Origin of the sequence: Streptomyces sp. NPDC002698 (genome assembly GCF_042888945.1) — a bacterium.
Lineage (GTDB): Bacteria > Actinomycetota > Actinomycetes > Streptomycetales > Streptomycetaceae > Streptomyces.
Map to the genome: position 1 here is coordinate 205,730 of NZ_JBIAQM010000013.1, position 14,380 is coordinate 220,109.

Here is a 14,380-nt window from a genome sequence, read left to right on the forward strand (position 1 = left end):
GTGTCCGGAATGCACAACGGGCGCGGAGAGGAAGATCCTCTCCGCGCCCGCTACGACTCACGGTCCGGCCTTTTGGTTGCCCTGCCCACGCCCCGGGTTCCCTCACGTCCACTTGGGACGACCGCGGCGGCGGGCACGCACGTCCCGCTGGAGCGAGACCTAGAACGGCTCGAAGTCGTCGTACTCCTTCTGCGACTCGTCCCGCTCGGCCTGCTGGTCGCGGCGGCGCTGCGCGGCGGGGCGCGGAGCCTCGAAGCGGTGGTCCTCACCGCGGCGGCCCAGCATCTCCGCACCGGCCATGACGGTGGGCTCCCAGTCGAAGACGACCGCGTTGTCCTCGGGGCCGATGGCGACGCCGTCGCCGGAGCGGGCGCCCGCCTTCATCAGCTTCTCCTCGACACCGAGGCGCGCGAGCCGGTCGGCGAGGTAGCCGACGGCCTCGTCGTTGTTGAAGTCGGTCTGGCGCACCCAGCGTTCGGGCTTCTCGCCGCGCACGCGGTAGAGGCCGTCCTCCTCCTGCGCCACGGTGAAGCCGGCGTCGTCGACCGCCTTCGGGCGGATGACGATCCGGGTCGCCTCCTCCTTGGGCTTCGCGGCACGCGCGCCGGCGACCATCTCGGCGAGCGCGAAGGACAGCTCCTTGAGGCCCATGTGGGCGACCGCGGACACCTCGAAGACGCGGTAGCCGCGGCTTTCCAGGTCGGGGCGGACCATCTCCGCGAGGTCCTTGCCGTCCGGCACGTCGATCTTGTTGAGGACGACCATGCGCGGACGGTTGTCCAGGCCGCCGTACTGCTTCAGCTCCTCCTCGATGATGTCGAGGTCGGAGATCGGGTCCCGCTCGGATTCGAGGGTGGCCGTGTCCAGGATGTGGACGAGCACGCTGCACCGCTCCACATGGCGCAGGAACTCCAGGCCGAGGCCCTTGCCCTGGCTGGCGCCGGGGATGAGGCCGGGCACGTCGGCGATCGTGTAGACGGTCTCGCCCGCGGTCACCACGCCCAGGTTCGGGACGAGGGTCGTGAAGGGGTAGTCCGCGATCTTCGGCTTGGCGGCGGACAGGACCGAGATGAGCGAGGACTTGCCGGCGCTCGGGTAGCCGACGAGGGCCACGTCGGCGACGGTCTTCAGCTCCAGGACGATGTCCTGCATGCCTCCGGGCACGCCGAGCAGCGCGAAGCCGGGCGCCTTGCGGCGGGCCGAGGACAGCGCCGCGTTGCCGAGGCCTCCGCGGCCGCCCTCGGCGGCGACGTACGTGGTGCCCTGTCCGACGAGGTCGGCGAGGACGTTGCCCGCCTTGTCGAGCACGACCGTGCCGTCGGGCACGGGCAGCACCAGGTCCTGGCCGTCCTTGCCGGAGCGGTTGCCGCCCTCGCCGGGCTTGCCGCTGGTCGCCTTGCGGTGCGGTGAGTGGTGATAGTCGAGCAGCGTGGTGACGGACTGGTCGACGACCAGGATCACGTCACCGCCACGGCCACCGTTGCCGCCGTCCGGGCCGCCGAGCGGCTTGAACTTCTCCCGGTGTACGGAGGCACAGCCGTGACCTCCGCTACCCGCGGCGACATGCAGCTCGACGCGGTCCACGAAGGTGGTCATGTGGGGTGCCTCCAGCACTTCGGTTACATCAGTACGTACGGAATGTCTCTTACGTAACACGCGAAAGGCGGACCCTCTTCCCGTGGGGGAAGTGAGGTCCGCCTCGCGAGGAACTCTGTTCTACGGAGCCTGGGCCCCGAGGCACCCGACCCGGTCCGCGTGGAACCGGATCAGCCTCGACGGGACTCGATCAGGCGACCGGAACGATGTTCACGACCTTGCGGCCACGGTGCGTGCCGAACTCGACCGCACCGGCGGCCAGCGCGAACAGCGTGTCGTCCTTGCCACGGCCGACGCTGACGCCGGGGTGGAAGTGGGTGCCACGCTGGCGGACCAGGATCTCACCGGCGTTGACGGTCTGACCGCCGAAGCGCTTCACACCGAGCCGCTGAGCATTGGAGTCGCGACCGTTCCGAGTGGACGATGCGCCCTTCTTGTGTGCCATGTCTCAGTCCCTACCCTTACTTCGCAGCCGCGGGGATCTCAGTGACCTTGATCGCCGTGTACTGCTGGCGGTGGCCCTGACGACGGCGGTAGCCGGTCTTGTTCTTGTAGCGAAGGATGTCGATCTTGACACCCTTGTGGTGGTCCACGATCTCGGCCTGGACCTTGATGCCCGCGAGGACCCAGGGGTCGCTCGTCACGGCTTCGCCGTCGACAACGAGCAGGGTCGAGAGCTCGACCGTGTCGCCAACCTTGGCGGTGGGAATCTTGTCAACCTCAACGATGTCGCCGACAGCAACCTTGTGCTGGCGACCACCGCTGCGCACGATGGCGTACACGCGGATCTCTCTTTCGCTCGGAACGGGACCCCGCAGTCCAGCCGCCGACTCGCGCGAGCGGCCTCTCCCGGAACGCTGAGCACGAAGCTCGCAGCACCAGGAGGAAGAGGTTTACGGGGATGCGGCGCGTCAGGGGACACGCCGACGGTCAAGGTTACGGGGCCACGACCGAAAGGGTCAAACCAGGCCGGGCCCCGCGGGTGTGCCACCGGTCACGCGGTGTCCCCGGCCCGCTTGACGCGCGGGCCGGGGACACCGTGCGGAGCCTCAGCTCTCGTCGGTGGACGCCGTGACGGTGGAGAGCGTCTGCTCGGCCGCCGCGGTCTTCTTCGCCGTGGACTTGACGGCCGCCTTCTTCGCGGTCGTCTTCTTGGCCGTGGCCTTCTTGGCGACCGTCTTCTTGGCCGCCACGGCCTTCTTGGTGGCGGCCTTCTTCGCCGTCACCTTCTTGGCCGTCTTGCGGGCGGCCGTCTTCTTGGCGGCCGGGGCCTCGGCGTCGGCCTCGACGGCCTCCGGTTCGGCCTCGGGCTCGGCGACCGGCTCCGCGGCGGCCGACGGGACGACCACGACGGCCGCCTCCGCGGACGCGGTGGGCGCGGTGGCCTTGCGCACGGCACGGCGGCGCGGACGGGCCGGCGCGGCGCTCTCGGCGGGGGCCTCGGCCACCGGCTGGGGCGCCTTCTCCGCCTCGTCGGCGGTCTGCGCGGGGGCCTCGGCGACGGGCGCCGCGACCGGCTCCGTGACCGTCACGACGGCCTCCTCGGCCGACCTGGGCGAACCGGCCGGCGCCGACACCTTGCGGGTCGCACGACGGCGCGTACGGCCCTGGGGAGCGGCCTCCGCCACGGCGGCCGCGGGGGCCTCGACGGTCTCGGCCGGAGCCTCGACGACCGGCTGCTCGGACACCGGCTGCTCGGCGGCCGGCGCCTCGACGACCGGGTCCTCGGCCGCGAACGGCTCGGCCTCGACGGCCTCACGGGACCGGGCGGCGGCGCGCTCGGCGCGCTCCTCGCGCCTGGTCCGGGGAGCGCGCTCCTCGGTCTTCGGCGCACCGGCGGGAGCGGACGCGCGCCGGGAGGCACGGCGCCGCGAGCGGCCACGGGTGGCCGCGGCCTCCGCCTCGGCGGCGCTGCCGTAGAACTCCTCGTCCGGCTGGAACTCGGTCTCGACCAGAGCGACGGGCGCGGCGACCTCGGCGGCCACCTCCGCCTCGGTCTCGGTCTCCAGCTCCTCGGCCACCTCGTGCTCGTGGTCGTGCTCGTGGTCCTGGACCAGCTCGGCACCGCCACGGCCGCGCTTCTTGCGCTTGCCGCCGCCACCGACGGACGTCGGCTGCTCCATGTGCACGATGACACCGCGGCCGTTGCAGTGGACACAGGTCTCGGAGAAGGACTCCAGCAGACCCTGGCCCACCCGCTTGCGGGTCATCTGCACGAGGCCCAGCGAGGTCACCTCGGCCACCTGGTGCTTCGTACGGTCCCGGCCCAGGCATTCGAGCAGACGCCGCAGCACCAGGTCCCGGTTGGACTCCAGGACCATGTCGATGAAGTCGATGACGACGATGCCGCCGAGGTCGCGCAGCCGCAGCTGACGCACGATCTCCTCGGCCGCCTCCAGGTTGTTCCTGGTGACGGTCTCCTCGAGGTTGCCGCCCTGGCCGGTGAACTTTCCGGTGTTGACGTCGACCACGATCATGGCCTCGGTCTTGTCGATCACCAGCGAGCCGCCGCTGGGCAGCCAGACCTTGCGGTCCAGCGCCTTCATGAGCTGCTCGTCGATCCGGTACGTGGCGAAGACGTCGACCTCGGAGGTCCACTTCGACAGCCGGTCGGTCAGGTCGGGCGCCACGTGGGAGACATAGCCGTGGACGGTCTCCCACGCCTCGCCACCGCTGACGATGACCTTGGAGAAGTCCTCGTTGAAGATGTCGCGGACGACGCGGACGGTCATGTCCGGCTCGCCGTAGAGAAGGGTCGGGGCGTTGCCGCTCTTCGCCTTCTTCTGGATGTCCTCCCACTGCGCCTGGAGACGTTCGACGTCACGGCGCAGCTCGTCCTCGCTCGCGCCCTCGGCGGCGGTGCGCACGATGACGCCCGCGTCCTCGGGGACGATCTTCTTGAGGATGGTCTTCAGACGCGCGCGCTCGGTGTCGGGCAGCTTGCGGCTGATGCCGGTCATCGAGCCCTCGGGCACGTACACGAGGTAGCGGCCCGGGAGGGAGACCTGGCTGGTCAGACGCGCGCCCTTGTGGCCGATCGGGTCCTTGGTGACCTGCACCAGGACCGACTGGCCGGACTTGAGGGCGGCCTCGATCCGGCGCGGCCCGTGAGCCATGCCGAGCGCCTCGAAGTTGACCTCACCGGCGTAGAGCACCGCGTTGCGGCCCTTGCCGATGTCGATGAACGCGGCCTCCATCGACGGCAGCACGTTCTGGACCTTCCCCAGGTAGACGTTGCCGACGTACGAGGTCGCCTGCTCCTTGTTGACGTAGTGCTCGACGAGCACGTCGTCCTCGAGGACACCGATCTGGGTACGCTCACCGCTCTGACGGACGACCATCACCCGCTCGACGGCCTCGCGGCGGGCCAGGAACTCGGCCTCCGTGATGATCGGAACACGGCGGCGGCCCTGCTCGCGGCCCTCGCGACGGCGCTGCTTCTTCGCCTCGAGACGGGTCGAGCCCTTGATGGACTGCACCTCGTCCGAGGGCTGCTCCTCGCGCCTGCCGCGCGGTTCGCGGACCTTGACGACGGTGCGCTCGGGGTCGTTCTCGCCGGGCTGCTCGGCCTCGCCACCGGAGTCACCGGCGCGACGACGACGGCGACGGCGGCGCCGGCTGCTGCTGGAGCCGCCCGGCTCCTCGCGCTCGTCGTCCTCCTCGGCGTCCTCCTCGGCCTGCTCGGCGGTGTCCTCGGCGTCCTGCGCGGCCTGCTCGGCGGCGTAGTCGTCCTCACCGGCCTCGCTGTCCGCGTCCGACTCGGCGGACTCGCCGCGGCGGCGACGGCGGCCACCGCGACGGCGACGGCGACGGGAGCCCGCGGACTCCTCCTCGCCCTCGTCACCCTCGACGGCGTCCTCCGCGTCCTCGGCGGATTCCGCGTCCTCGACGGGCTCCGCGGCCTCGACGGGCTCCGTGTCCTCGACGGGCTCCTGCGTCTCCTCGGTCACGGCCTGCGGCTCGTCCTCGAAGCCCCGGCGACGCCGGCGCCTGCGGCCGACGGCCGGCTCCTGGACGGTCTCGACCGGTTCGGGAGCCTCAGCGGCCTCGGCCGCCTCGGCGGCAGCCGCGGCGGCGGCGCGCTCGGGCGTCTGGAACATCGGCTCGGTGAACACCGGCGCCTGGAACACGGCGACGGCCGGACGGGCCGGGCGCCGCGAGGACCCCTCGGTCTCCTTCGGGGCGGGCGCGGAGAAACCGACGGCGGCCTTGCGGGTGGCACGGCGGCGGCTACGGCGCGGGCCGCCGTCCTCGGGCTGCGCGGCCTCGGTCTGCGGGGCCTCGGGCTGCGCGGCCTCGACGGCCTGCGGCTGCGCGGTCTCCTCGGACTTGCTCTCGCTGGTCACGGGCGCCTCCACACGCTCGTCGGCGGTGTCGCCCTCGGGCGCTCCGGCGGGTGCGGAGGCCCGGCGGGTGGCACGACGGCGGGTCGTGCGGCGCGGGGCGGCCTCCTCGGCGACGGGCTCGGCGGCGGGTGCCTCGGGCTCGGCCTCCGCGGTGGCGGGGGCGGCCACCGGCTCGGCGGCGGTCGTCACGGCCTCGGCGGTCTCGGCCGCGGCGGGCGCTCCGGCGGGCGCGGAGGCCCGGCGGGTGGCGCGACGGCGGGTACGGCCGGCGGGCGCGGTCTCCTCGACCGCGGCCGGGGCCTCCTCGACGGGCCGGCTCTCGGGCTCGGCGACGGCGGCGGGCTCGACGGTCTCGTCGGCCTCGGCGGTCCCGTCCGTCCCGGGCGCTCCGGCGGGAGCGGAGACACGACGGGTGGCGCGCCGACGTGTACGGCGCGGTGCGGCGTCGTCGGAAGCTGTGGTGGCGGCGGCCTCGACCTCGGCCGGGGCCTCCTCGGCCACTTCGGCCGCGGCCGTCTCGGCGGCCTCTTCGGTCTCGTCCGTCTCCTCGGCCTCGGCGTCCGCGGAGGTCACAGCCCCCGCGGAAGCGTCCTCGGCCGCGAGGTCGGCGGACGCCACGACCGGTATGGCCGACGCGGTGGTCTCGGCCGCGGCCTCGGTGGCGGCGGTCGGCGGACCGGCGGGGCGCGACGCCGCACGGCGGCGGCGCCGCGGCGGCAGGGTGTCGCTGGGAGTGTTGTTGTCGGAACCCTCGGTGGGTTCGGTCGGCTCGAGCATGCGGGTGGATCTCCCGTCAGGCTCCCGGGCGCCGCGCCTGGTCCGGCGATGCCGGTGACGTCCGCGGCTCGCGCGATGCGCGGTGCCGCCGTCCGGGGCGCGGGCGCCGCACGGGAGCTCTCTTTGTCCTGTCTCGCCGGTTCCGTACACCATGTGTGCGTACGGCCTGGCGAAAGTCTTTAAGGTCGGTGCGCTGCCCGACCCAGGTGGCTCCCGGATACGAGGGCGACGCTACGACATCTGTCCTTACGCGGGACCTTCCTTACGCCGACGCCTTCGCGGCGGCAGTTTCGGCGGCCCCTGTGCGATCGGCTGGGGCGGCTGCGACTGCCTCGCGGTCGGGCGCGAGCGGGTCGGTCACCGTGCCGGTCTCTTCATCGAACAGCCCCTGCGCCAGCCTGGTCACCGCTGCGGCGACCGGCGGCGCCAGGTCGGCCACGGCGCTAAGACCGGACAGGACGTCGTCGGGTCGAACGGCAGGCGTCACGTGCCGAACAACCAGCCGCAGTATCGCACAGGGCTGGTCGGTCGGCCTATCAGCCTGTGGACTGTGCGTCTCGGAGGTGGTTTCGAGGCTCGCCACGGCACCGCGGGCGTCGAACGTCCGCATGCCGTTCTTGGCCTTGCGGCTGACCTCCACGGTCTCGGCCGTGTTGAAGGCCTCCACCGCGCGCTCCGCGTCCGCCGGGTCCACGCCGTCGAGGCGCATCTCCCACACGGAAGCGGTGAGCCGGTCGGCGAGACCCGAGACGCGGGCCTCGACCGCCTCGATGATGTCGAGCCCCTGGGGCATCGACTCGTCGAGGAGCTCGCGCAGCTTCTCGGGGTCGCGCTTCGCGGTGAGCGCGATCTCCAGGTACTCCGCCTCGCTGCCGGTGCCGGTGGGTGCGGCATTGGCGTACGACACCTTCGGATGCGGCGTGAACCCTGCCGAGTACGCCATGGGTACGGCGGCACGGCGCAGGGCACGCTCGAAGGCGCGCTGGAAGTCACGGTGGCTGGTGAACCGGAGGCGGCCGCGCTTGGTGTAGCGCAGTCGGATGCGCTGCACCGCGGGTGCGGGCGGCGGGCCTTCGGGCTGTCGCTTGCCCAGTGTCGCTCAGTCCTTCATGAGTGCGGTCGTACTGCTACCTAGAGTACGTGTGTCGGGGGCCGCTGGTTCCCGCCGGGCGACCGGCCGTGGTTCCGGGGGCGTTCCGAAGAGCATGCGCCGGAAGTCGGCGCGGGCCTGCCGCGCGCTGTCCCGGGCGGCTTCCAGAGCCTGCCGCGCCGTCCGCCGGATCCCGCGCGCCGCCTCGGCCGCGGGCTTCAGCACCAGATCGCGTACGGCGTGCCCGACCGGTGTCAGCACGGTCCGGTAGGCCCAGCGCGCCGGTTCGACGAAAGTCCACCGGAAAAGACGCGCGAGGAACCGTCCGACGGCGAGCGAGACGTACCCGGCGATCCGCCAGGCGTGCCCGAGGGCCTCGCCGATCTCCCTGGCCACGACGGCGAGGGCCCGCCCGACGGGCGCGAGGACCCAGCGCCACACGGCGAGAGCGGGAAGCACCAGCAGGACGCGGGCGGTCCAGTAGAGCGCGGTACCGATGCCCACGAAGATCAGCCGTACGAGCCGTACGAACCGGTCGGCGAGGAAGGCGACCGCCCTGCCGACGGGGGCCAGGACCCAGGTGTACAGCCACAGGGCGGGGACCACGAGCAGGTACCGCACCAGCCGGGCGAGAACGGTGTACACCCCGATCGCGACGGCCGCGAGGACCATGCCGGCGCCCTTGAACAGCCAGGCGACCGCGTGCCCCGGGGGCGTGAGCAGCCGCGCGTACACCCAGCCGGCCGCGGCCGCGAGACCACCGAGGAGCCGGCCGAGCACGGCCACGCCGCCCGTGAACAGCCGGGCGAGCACGGCACCGGCCCCTCGGGCCGCCCGGGCGAGGGCGTGCCCGACCGGGGTCAGGACCGTGCGGTACAGCCAGACCGCGGGCACGACGAGCAGCACCTGCCCGAGCCGGGCCAGTACGCGGCCGAGCGGGAGCGCGACGTAGCGCCACAGCGCCACCCAGGGCCACACGAACAGCGCCCGCCCCACCCACCCGAGAACCCGCCCGAGCGCTCGCCCCAGCGGCCGGAACAGCGTGTCCCGAAGAAACCTTCCGCCGACGACGAGCGCGTCCCACACCATCCGTACCGGCACGACGAGGACGAGCACCACGATCCGCACCGGAACACGGATCGCGACAGCGAGACATCCCTCGGCCTGCGTACCGGGCGGGGCGGCGGACGGCTTTTCCAGATCCATACCCGCATAGACGCACCGGCCGCCACATTGGATGCGACATATCGGCACTCGACATATCGGCACTCCGCGTATCGGCGCTCCGTGGGGCACCGACGCCTTCACCCTGCCGAGCGGACCCCCAGGGCGCGGTGAGTCCAACTTCGGATCACCGGCCGACAGTTGAGCCGGAGTCACCAGACGTTGCCGAATTGAGCTGATCTGATGATATGTATGGCGAGTTCCTCGGTATGCGCCGGTCCGACCGGCGTCGACGGGTAAAGCTCGCGATCGGCTTCTGGAATTTTCCACCGACCGACGCAAGGAGCGCCCCCGTATGAATCCCGAGTCCCGGACCGCCCGCCTGCCGGGCCCGCCGGCCCGCGGCCGGTTCAAGAGGGCGGGTGTGGTCGCCTCGCTCGCACTGGTGATGGCGTCGGGCGTGGTCGGCCCCGCGACACCGGCGGACCTCACCCCGGACGGCAGCGACGGATGCAGACCGCACCGCCCCGGCGACGGAAGGTGGTGCAGGGGCCCGAGGGGCCCGAGGGGGCCCGCCGGACCCCAGGGCCCACCCGGCCAGACCGGGGCCACCGGAGCCACCGGCGCCACCGGTCCGGTGGGTCCGGTGGGTCCGGTGGGTCCGGTGGGCCCTGTGGGCCCTGTGGGCCCTGTGGGCCCTGTGGGCCCTGTGGGTCCGACGGGCCCCTGCGTCGGGATCGACGCCGCGCAGGAATCGGCGGACTTCGAGATCCGTCTCGCGCTGACCGGCGGAAGGACGTACGCGGGCATCCGCGACCAGCGGGCGGGTGAGCAGCAGACGCTCCTGTGGACCGACCTCAGCGCCCGTCCCGACTATCCCGCGGGCGGCGCGGCCGGCCTGCCCTGTGACGTCACGGTCAACGCGCACAACCGGTCCGAGACGGTGAAGCGCATCAAGTTCGACGTCATCACCACCACCGGTCAGGTCTGGGAAGCCGCCTGCGTCGCGTTCACCACCACCCACCCCGCGACGCTGAACTGCGCCGACCGCACGGGCCGTCCCAAGCCCTGGATCCTGGTCGCCCGGCAGCCGACGCCCGACGCCCTCAACGGCGGGGCATGACCGACAGCGGAGGGGTGTCCGAGGGCGGGCGACCGGCGGCGGCTCGGACACCCCTCGCGGCATGCCGTCCGGCGGTCACTCCCCCGAAGCCCCCGGAAGCGGGCCGGTCCGGCACGACGAAGCCGCCCACCCGGATGCCCCGGGGTGGACTGCCCGGGGGTGGACGGCCCGGTCCGGACGTCCAGAGGCCGAAGCCGGCGGCGGCCCGGCGTCCTGAACATCGACGCGGCCGGCGTCCCGGCCTCACCGGCGGAACCGGCGTGGTCCGGTTTTCCCACCCGCCACCGGGGAACCCGGCCGGTGAGATGTGCGGAGGTGCTGCGATGAGTGCCGGAGAACGGGCCAGGGCAAAGGCCGAACAGGTCGTCGGCAGGACCGTGCGAAAGGCGGCCCACGCGCTGCACAAGGAAACCCTCGCGGCAAAGGGCGCCGCGCTGGAGACACGGGGCAGGATGCGCGGCACGAAGGAACAGGTCAAGGGACCCTTCGGACGCTGACGGCTCCGCCGCTCATGACGCCTCGGACCGGCCGCCGGGCCCGGAGGAGCCCCGTTCTGCCTCCGCGACCGTGCGGACCGTGCCGGTGACGGGTTCCACCCGCCGAGGTGGGCCCGCCGATGTGGGCCCGCCGACCCGGACCTCGCATCCCGCGAAAGGCACGACAGGCAATCGGGTCGTCCGACCGTCCGGCCGGCCCTCGGTGGCCGAGCGGCGGCCGAGCGGTGACCGGGGTGGCCGACCGCTCAGCGACCGCCTTCCGGCGCCGGTGGCGCGGCTTTCTCCGCCTCGGTCGTGGCGCGCCCGGAGGCCGCGAGGAGCGCGAGGATCGCGAGCAGGGCCAGGAGGACGAGGACGAGCAGCAGGATCGTCAGGACCGTGGGGTGGTTCCAGAGGGCGAAGACCAGGGCGACGACCAGCAGCGCGACCAGGGTGATCCAGCGGCGGTGCGCCTGCGCCCAGGTTCCCGCCCGGCCGGTGCGGACCTGATGGGCGTACGCCCACCGGGCCGCGGAGTCCGCGGCCCGCTCGGACGTACCGCGGACCGCGATCGGCAGCCGCCCGGGACCGATGAGGTAGGCGCCGAGCGCGATGACGACGCCGAGCACGATCGCCGTGCGGAGGCTGACCTTCAGGAAGTGGAGCAGCGTGTCGAAGACCGCTGCTGCGGCGGCCTCCGACTGGACCTGGGAGGGGAGGTGGTCCAGGTAGTAGCGGCGGGCCACGACCAGGACGACGGCCACGACCAGGCAGGCGAAGGCCGCGCCGAGCGCCGTACGGGCCAGGGCTCGTCGGCGCCGGTGGGCCAGCAGCACCCCGGCGGCGCCGATCACCACGACCAGCACGGGGAACCAGTTCCCGATCACGTCCAGCAGATGAGCTCCGCCGCGGATCTTCTCCAGTTGGTCGGACTGGAGGAGCACCATCTGTTTGTCGACGTCGGGGATGGCGGCCGCCGGGGACAGGCCGGCGTCCACGAGCGACTGTTTGACCTGGTCGACGGCTTCGCCGACGTTCAGGGTGACCGTTCCGCCGTTCACGCCGACGGCTCCCCGGCCCTGGCCGGTCAGCGCGTGCACGAGAGCGGCGTGGGCCTCTCGGTTGGCGCTCGTCCAGATCTTCTCGAAGCGGTCGCTCCGCACGAAGCGCGTGGCCACCTTCTGCACGGTGTCGTCGACCGCGGAGTCGAGCTGGGGGCCGAGCCCCTTCACGGCCTGTGCGGCCTTCGGCGGCAGGCCCTGCGCCTGGAGCCACGCGGCGATGTCCGAGGCCGCCTGGCTGCCGTCGACCCGCACGTCGGCGGCATGGGTGACGCGCTTGATCACCGCGTCCTCGATCGCGGGATCGGAGGCCAGCGGGGAGACCGTCGCCACGTACCGGTCGGTGTCCAGCGCGATGTCGTGCACCCACACGGTGAGCAGCGCGATCGGTACGAGGACGCAGGTGAGGACGATGAGCACCGCGGAAGCGGTGTTCCTGGCGATCCGCGCGGCCGTCGAGCCGCCCTTGTGCCCACTCCCCGCCGCGTCACCCGCGTCCTTCTCCGGGACTGCGTCGGGCTCGAACGGATCGCGGGGGCTGGTCATGGATGCTCCGGGGCTCATCGGGGACGGCCTGCCTCCATTTCCGTCGCCGCGCGGAGAAACGGCACGCCCGGACGGGCCGTACGGGCTAGGAGAGCCGTCCGCCGACGCCCGGTGATCGTCGGGGCCCGCGCTTCCGGCCCCTTGGTGGCCGATCCGTCGGTGCCCGGCCCACGGCGCCCGCTCCGACCGGGGCGATCCGAGCCGCCATGCGGGGTGCCCGGGACGGATCTACCGTTGAGGGAACCCGGCGCTCGCGGATGCTCGATGCTCCGCCGCTTCCCACCGGCGCCGGAAGTCCACCGGAAGGCACCCGAACATGGCCACTGCGTCGGAAACCCCTGTCCTGGACACGCTCGCCGCGATGACGGTCGACTCGATCGAACGGTGCGGGCTGGCCCCGGACATGCTGCTGCTCACGCGCATCGCGGCCCTGGCCGCCTCGGACGCCCCGCCGATCTCCTACATGGCCCATATCGGCCCCGCCATGGAAACAGGCATCACCACGGCCCAGTTGCAGGACGTCCTGGTCGCCATCGCTCCCATCGTGGGCACAGCCCGCGTCATGACGGCAGCGGGCAACATCACGGCAGCACTCGGCATCGCCATCGCTGTCGCCGACGCCGAGATCCAAGAGCAGGGCTGAGAACCGACGCCACCGGGAAGAGCCGATCGGCACGGCACACCAGGTGGGGGACCACGGCAGCGCTCCGACGCCGTGGTCCCCGGGGGCAGCGGAGCCGGACAGGAGAGCCGCCCATGCCCAAGCACGTGAGCACGGCCATGCGTACGTCGCCCCACGCGACACCCGCGGAGCGCGCGGCCCTCGGCAAGGAGGCGCGTCGCCGCTGTCCGCGGTCGAAGCACGCGGTGTACAGGCCCGGTCCGAAGAGACCGGACCCGCTGGCGATCCTGGAGGAGCAGTCCGCGGCCCGGGTGCGGGAGTTGGTGCCGATCCGGTACAGCCGGATGACCGAGTCCCCGTTCCGCTTCTACCGGGGCGCCGCGGCGATCATGGCATCCGACCTGGCCGGCGGTCCCGTCTCGGGAATCGACGCCCAGTTGTGCGGAGACGCCCATCTGCTCAACTTCCGGCTGCTGGCCTCGCCGGAGCGGAAGTTGATGTTCGACATCAACGACTTCGACGAGACCCTGCCGGGGCCGTGGGAGTGGGACGTCAAACGGCTGTCGGCGAGCTTCGTCATCGCCGCCCGGGCGAACGGCTTCGACGACGCCGAGCGTGCCCGGATCGTGAGCGGTACCGTGCGCTCGTACCGGGAGGCCATGCGCCGTTTCGCCGGGATGGGCAACCTCGACGTCTGGTACGCGAAGATCGACGCCGAGCGCCTCAAGGACCTCACGACGGACCGGCTCCGCGGGAGCGGCCGGAAGAAACTCGACCACGCCCTGGCGAAGGCCCGCTCGCGCGACACCGTGCAGGTCTTCGACAAACTCACGCGCCAGGTCGACGGCCGGCCGAGGATCGCGCCGGACCCCCCGCTGCTGGTCCCCATCGCCGACCTGCTCCCCGACGCCGAACGCACCACGCTGGAGCGCCAGTTCCGGGGACTCATCGAGCGGTACGGGATCACCCTGCCGTCCGACCGGCGCGCCCTCCTGGACGACTACCAACTCGCGGACGTCGCCCGCAAGGTGGTCGGAGTCGGCAGCGTCGGCACCCGGTGCTGGATCGTCCTGCTCCTCGGACGGGACGGCCGCGACCCGCTGTTCCTGCAGGCCAAGGAAGCCGACACCTCCGTCCTCGCCGACCACGTCGGGGCCAGCCAGTACCGCAACCAGGGCGAACGCGTCGTCGCGGGACAGCGGTTGATGCAGGCGGCGAGCGACATGTTCCTCGGCTGGGAACGCGTGGACGGCATCGACGGCAAACGCCGCGACTTCTACGTCCGGCAGCTGCGCGACTGGAAGGGCATCGCGATGCCGGAGACGATGTCGCCCCTTCAGCTGGAGACCTTCGGCGGCGTCTGCGGCCTCACCCTCGCCCGCGCGCACGCACGGTCCGGCGACCGGATCGCGATCGCCTCCTACCTGGGAGGGAAGGACTCCTTCGACCGGGCCCTCGTCACCTTCGCGGAGGCGTACGCCGACCAGAACGAGCGCGACCACCAGGCACTCGTCGACGCGGTGAAGGCGGGACGACTGCCCGCGGAGGACGTTCCCGCCGGCTGACCGGCCCCTCGGAC

At 72.5% G+C, this 14,380-nt stretch carries 11 protein-coding genes; 4 read left to right on the forward strand and 7 right to left on the reverse strand.

From position 1 onward, the window contains the following. Positions 1-159 precede the first annotated feature (159 nt). The 6 genes from obgE to ACFYW9_RS20685 form a co-directional block, all read right to left on the reverse strand. Positions 160-1,596, reverse strand: a complete 1,437-nt coding sequence (gene obgE, locus ACFYW9_RS20660; protein ID WP_389152116.1) for a GTPase ObgE — start codon at positions 1,594-1,596, stop codon at positions 160-162. 190 nt (positions 1,597-1,786) lie between these two features. Continuing rightward, entirely contained in the window at positions 1,787-2,041 is a 255-nt protein-coding gene (gene rpmA / locus ACFYW9_RS20665; protein WP_037618784.1) for a 50S ribosomal protein L27, read from the reverse strand. 16 nt (positions 2,042-2,057) lie between these two features. Next, positions 2,058-2,378 carry a 50S ribosomal protein L21 gene (gene rplU, locus ACFYW9_RS20670; protein ID WP_164320786.1) on the reverse strand — a complete coding sequence of 107 codons (321 nt, stop codon included), beginning with the start codon at positions 2,376-2,378 and terminating at the stop codon, positions 2,058-2,060. A 267-nt stretch (positions 2,379-2,645) separates the two neighbouring features. Further along, positions 2,646-6,719, reverse strand: a complete 4,074-nt coding sequence (locus ACFYW9_RS20675; RefSeq protein WP_389152119.1) for an Rne/Rng family ribonuclease — start codon at positions 6,717-6,719, stop codon at positions 2,646-2,648. Positions 6,720-6,981: 262 nt separating this feature from the next. Next, positions 6,982-7,770 (reverse strand): TIGR03936 family radical SAM-associated protein, encoded by a 789-nt coding sequence (locus ACFYW9_RS20680; protein WP_351862998.1) that lies wholly within the window; start codon positions 7,768-7,770, stop codon positions 6,982-6,984. Between the two features lie 48 nt (positions 7,771-7,818). After that, the gene (locus tag ACFYW9_RS20685; protein ID WP_389152122.1) at positions 7,819-9,015 is read right to left on the reverse strand and encodes a hypothetical protein; all 1,197 of its coding nucleotides are present in this window, start codon (positions 9,013-9,015) and stop codon (positions 7,819-7,821) included. Between the two features lie 667 nt (positions 9,016-9,682). Here ACFYW9_RS20685 and ACFYW9_RS20690 point away from each other — a divergent pair. Together ACFYW9_RS20690 and ACFYW9_RS20695 are read left to right on the forward strand one after the other, a co-directional pair. Beyond that, on the forward strand, positions 9,683-10,096 hold the full coding sequence (locus tag ACFYW9_RS20690; RefSeq protein ID WP_389152125.1) for a hypothetical protein: 414 nt from the start codon (positions 9,683-9,685) through the stop codon (positions 10,094-10,096). A 323-nt stretch (positions 10,097-10,419) separates the two neighbouring features. Further along, on the forward strand, positions 10,420-10,593 hold the full coding sequence (locus tag ACFYW9_RS20695) for a hypothetical protein (protein WP_351862995.1): 174 nt from the start codon (positions 10,420-10,422) through the stop codon (positions 10,591-10,593). Between the two features lie 245 nt (positions 10,594-10,838). Here the strand turns inward: ACFYW9_RS20695 and ACFYW9_RS20700 are convergent, their stop codons facing one another. Further along, positions 10,839-12,179 carry a hypothetical protein gene (locus ACFYW9_RS20700; protein ID WP_389152128.1) on the reverse strand — a complete coding sequence of 447 codons (1,341 nt, stop codon included), beginning with the start codon at positions 12,177-12,179 and terminating at the stop codon, positions 10,839-10,841. Between the two features lie 316 nt (positions 12,180-12,495). On the opposite strand from ACFYW9_RS20700, the gene ACFYW9_RS20705 reads away from it, so the two are divergent. Then, on the forward strand, positions 12,496-12,822 hold the full coding sequence (locus ACFYW9_RS20705) for a carboxymuconolactone decarboxylase (RefSeq protein WP_351862993.1): 327 nt from the start codon (positions 12,496-12,498) through the stop codon (positions 12,820-12,822). Between the two features lie 113 nt (positions 12,823-12,935). After that, a complete protein-coding gene (locus tag ACFYW9_RS20710) occupies positions 12,936-14,366 on the forward strand; it encodes a DUF2252 domain-containing protein (RefSeq protein WP_389152133.1) in 1,431 nt (476 codons plus the stop codon). Positions 14,367-14,380: the final 14 nt, after the last annotated feature.

What these genes read in the sequence shown, in the direction of transcription:
- obgE (WP_389152116.1), bottom strand. Translation starts at nt 1,596, where the DNA reads ATGACCACCTTCGTGGACCGCGTCGAGCTGCATGTCGCCGCGGGTAGC.
- rpmA (WP_037618784.1), bottom strand. Translation starts at nt 2,041, where the DNA reads ATGGCACACAAGAAGGGCGCATCGTCCACTCGGAACGGTCGCGACTCC.
- ACFYW9_RS20675 (WP_389152119.1), bottom strand. Translation starts at nt 6,719, where the DNA reads ATGCTCGAGCCGACCGAACCCACCGAGGGTTCCGACAACAACACTCCC.
- ACFYW9_RS20685 (WP_389152122.1), bottom strand. Translation starts at nt 9,015, where the DNA reads ATGGATCTGGAAAAGCCGTCCGCCGCCCCGCCCGGTACGCAGGCCGAG.
- ACFYW9_RS20695 (WP_351862995.1), top strand. Translation starts at nt 10,420, where the DNA reads ATGAGTGCCGGAGAACGGGCCAGGGCAAAGGCCGAACAGGTCGTCGGC.
- ACFYW9_RS20700 (WP_389152128.1), bottom strand. Translation starts at nt 12,179, where the DNA reads ATGACCAGCCCCCGCGATCCGTTCGAGCCCGACGCAGTCCCGGAGAAG.
- ACFYW9_RS20705 (WP_351862993.1), top strand. Translation starts at nt 12,496, where the DNA reads ATGGCCACTGCGTCGGAAACCCCTGTCCTGGACACGCTCGCCGCGATG.
- ACFYW9_RS20710 (WP_389152133.1), top strand. Translation starts at nt 12,936, where the DNA reads ATGCCCAAGCACGTGAGCACGGCCATGCGTACGTCGCCCCACGCGACA.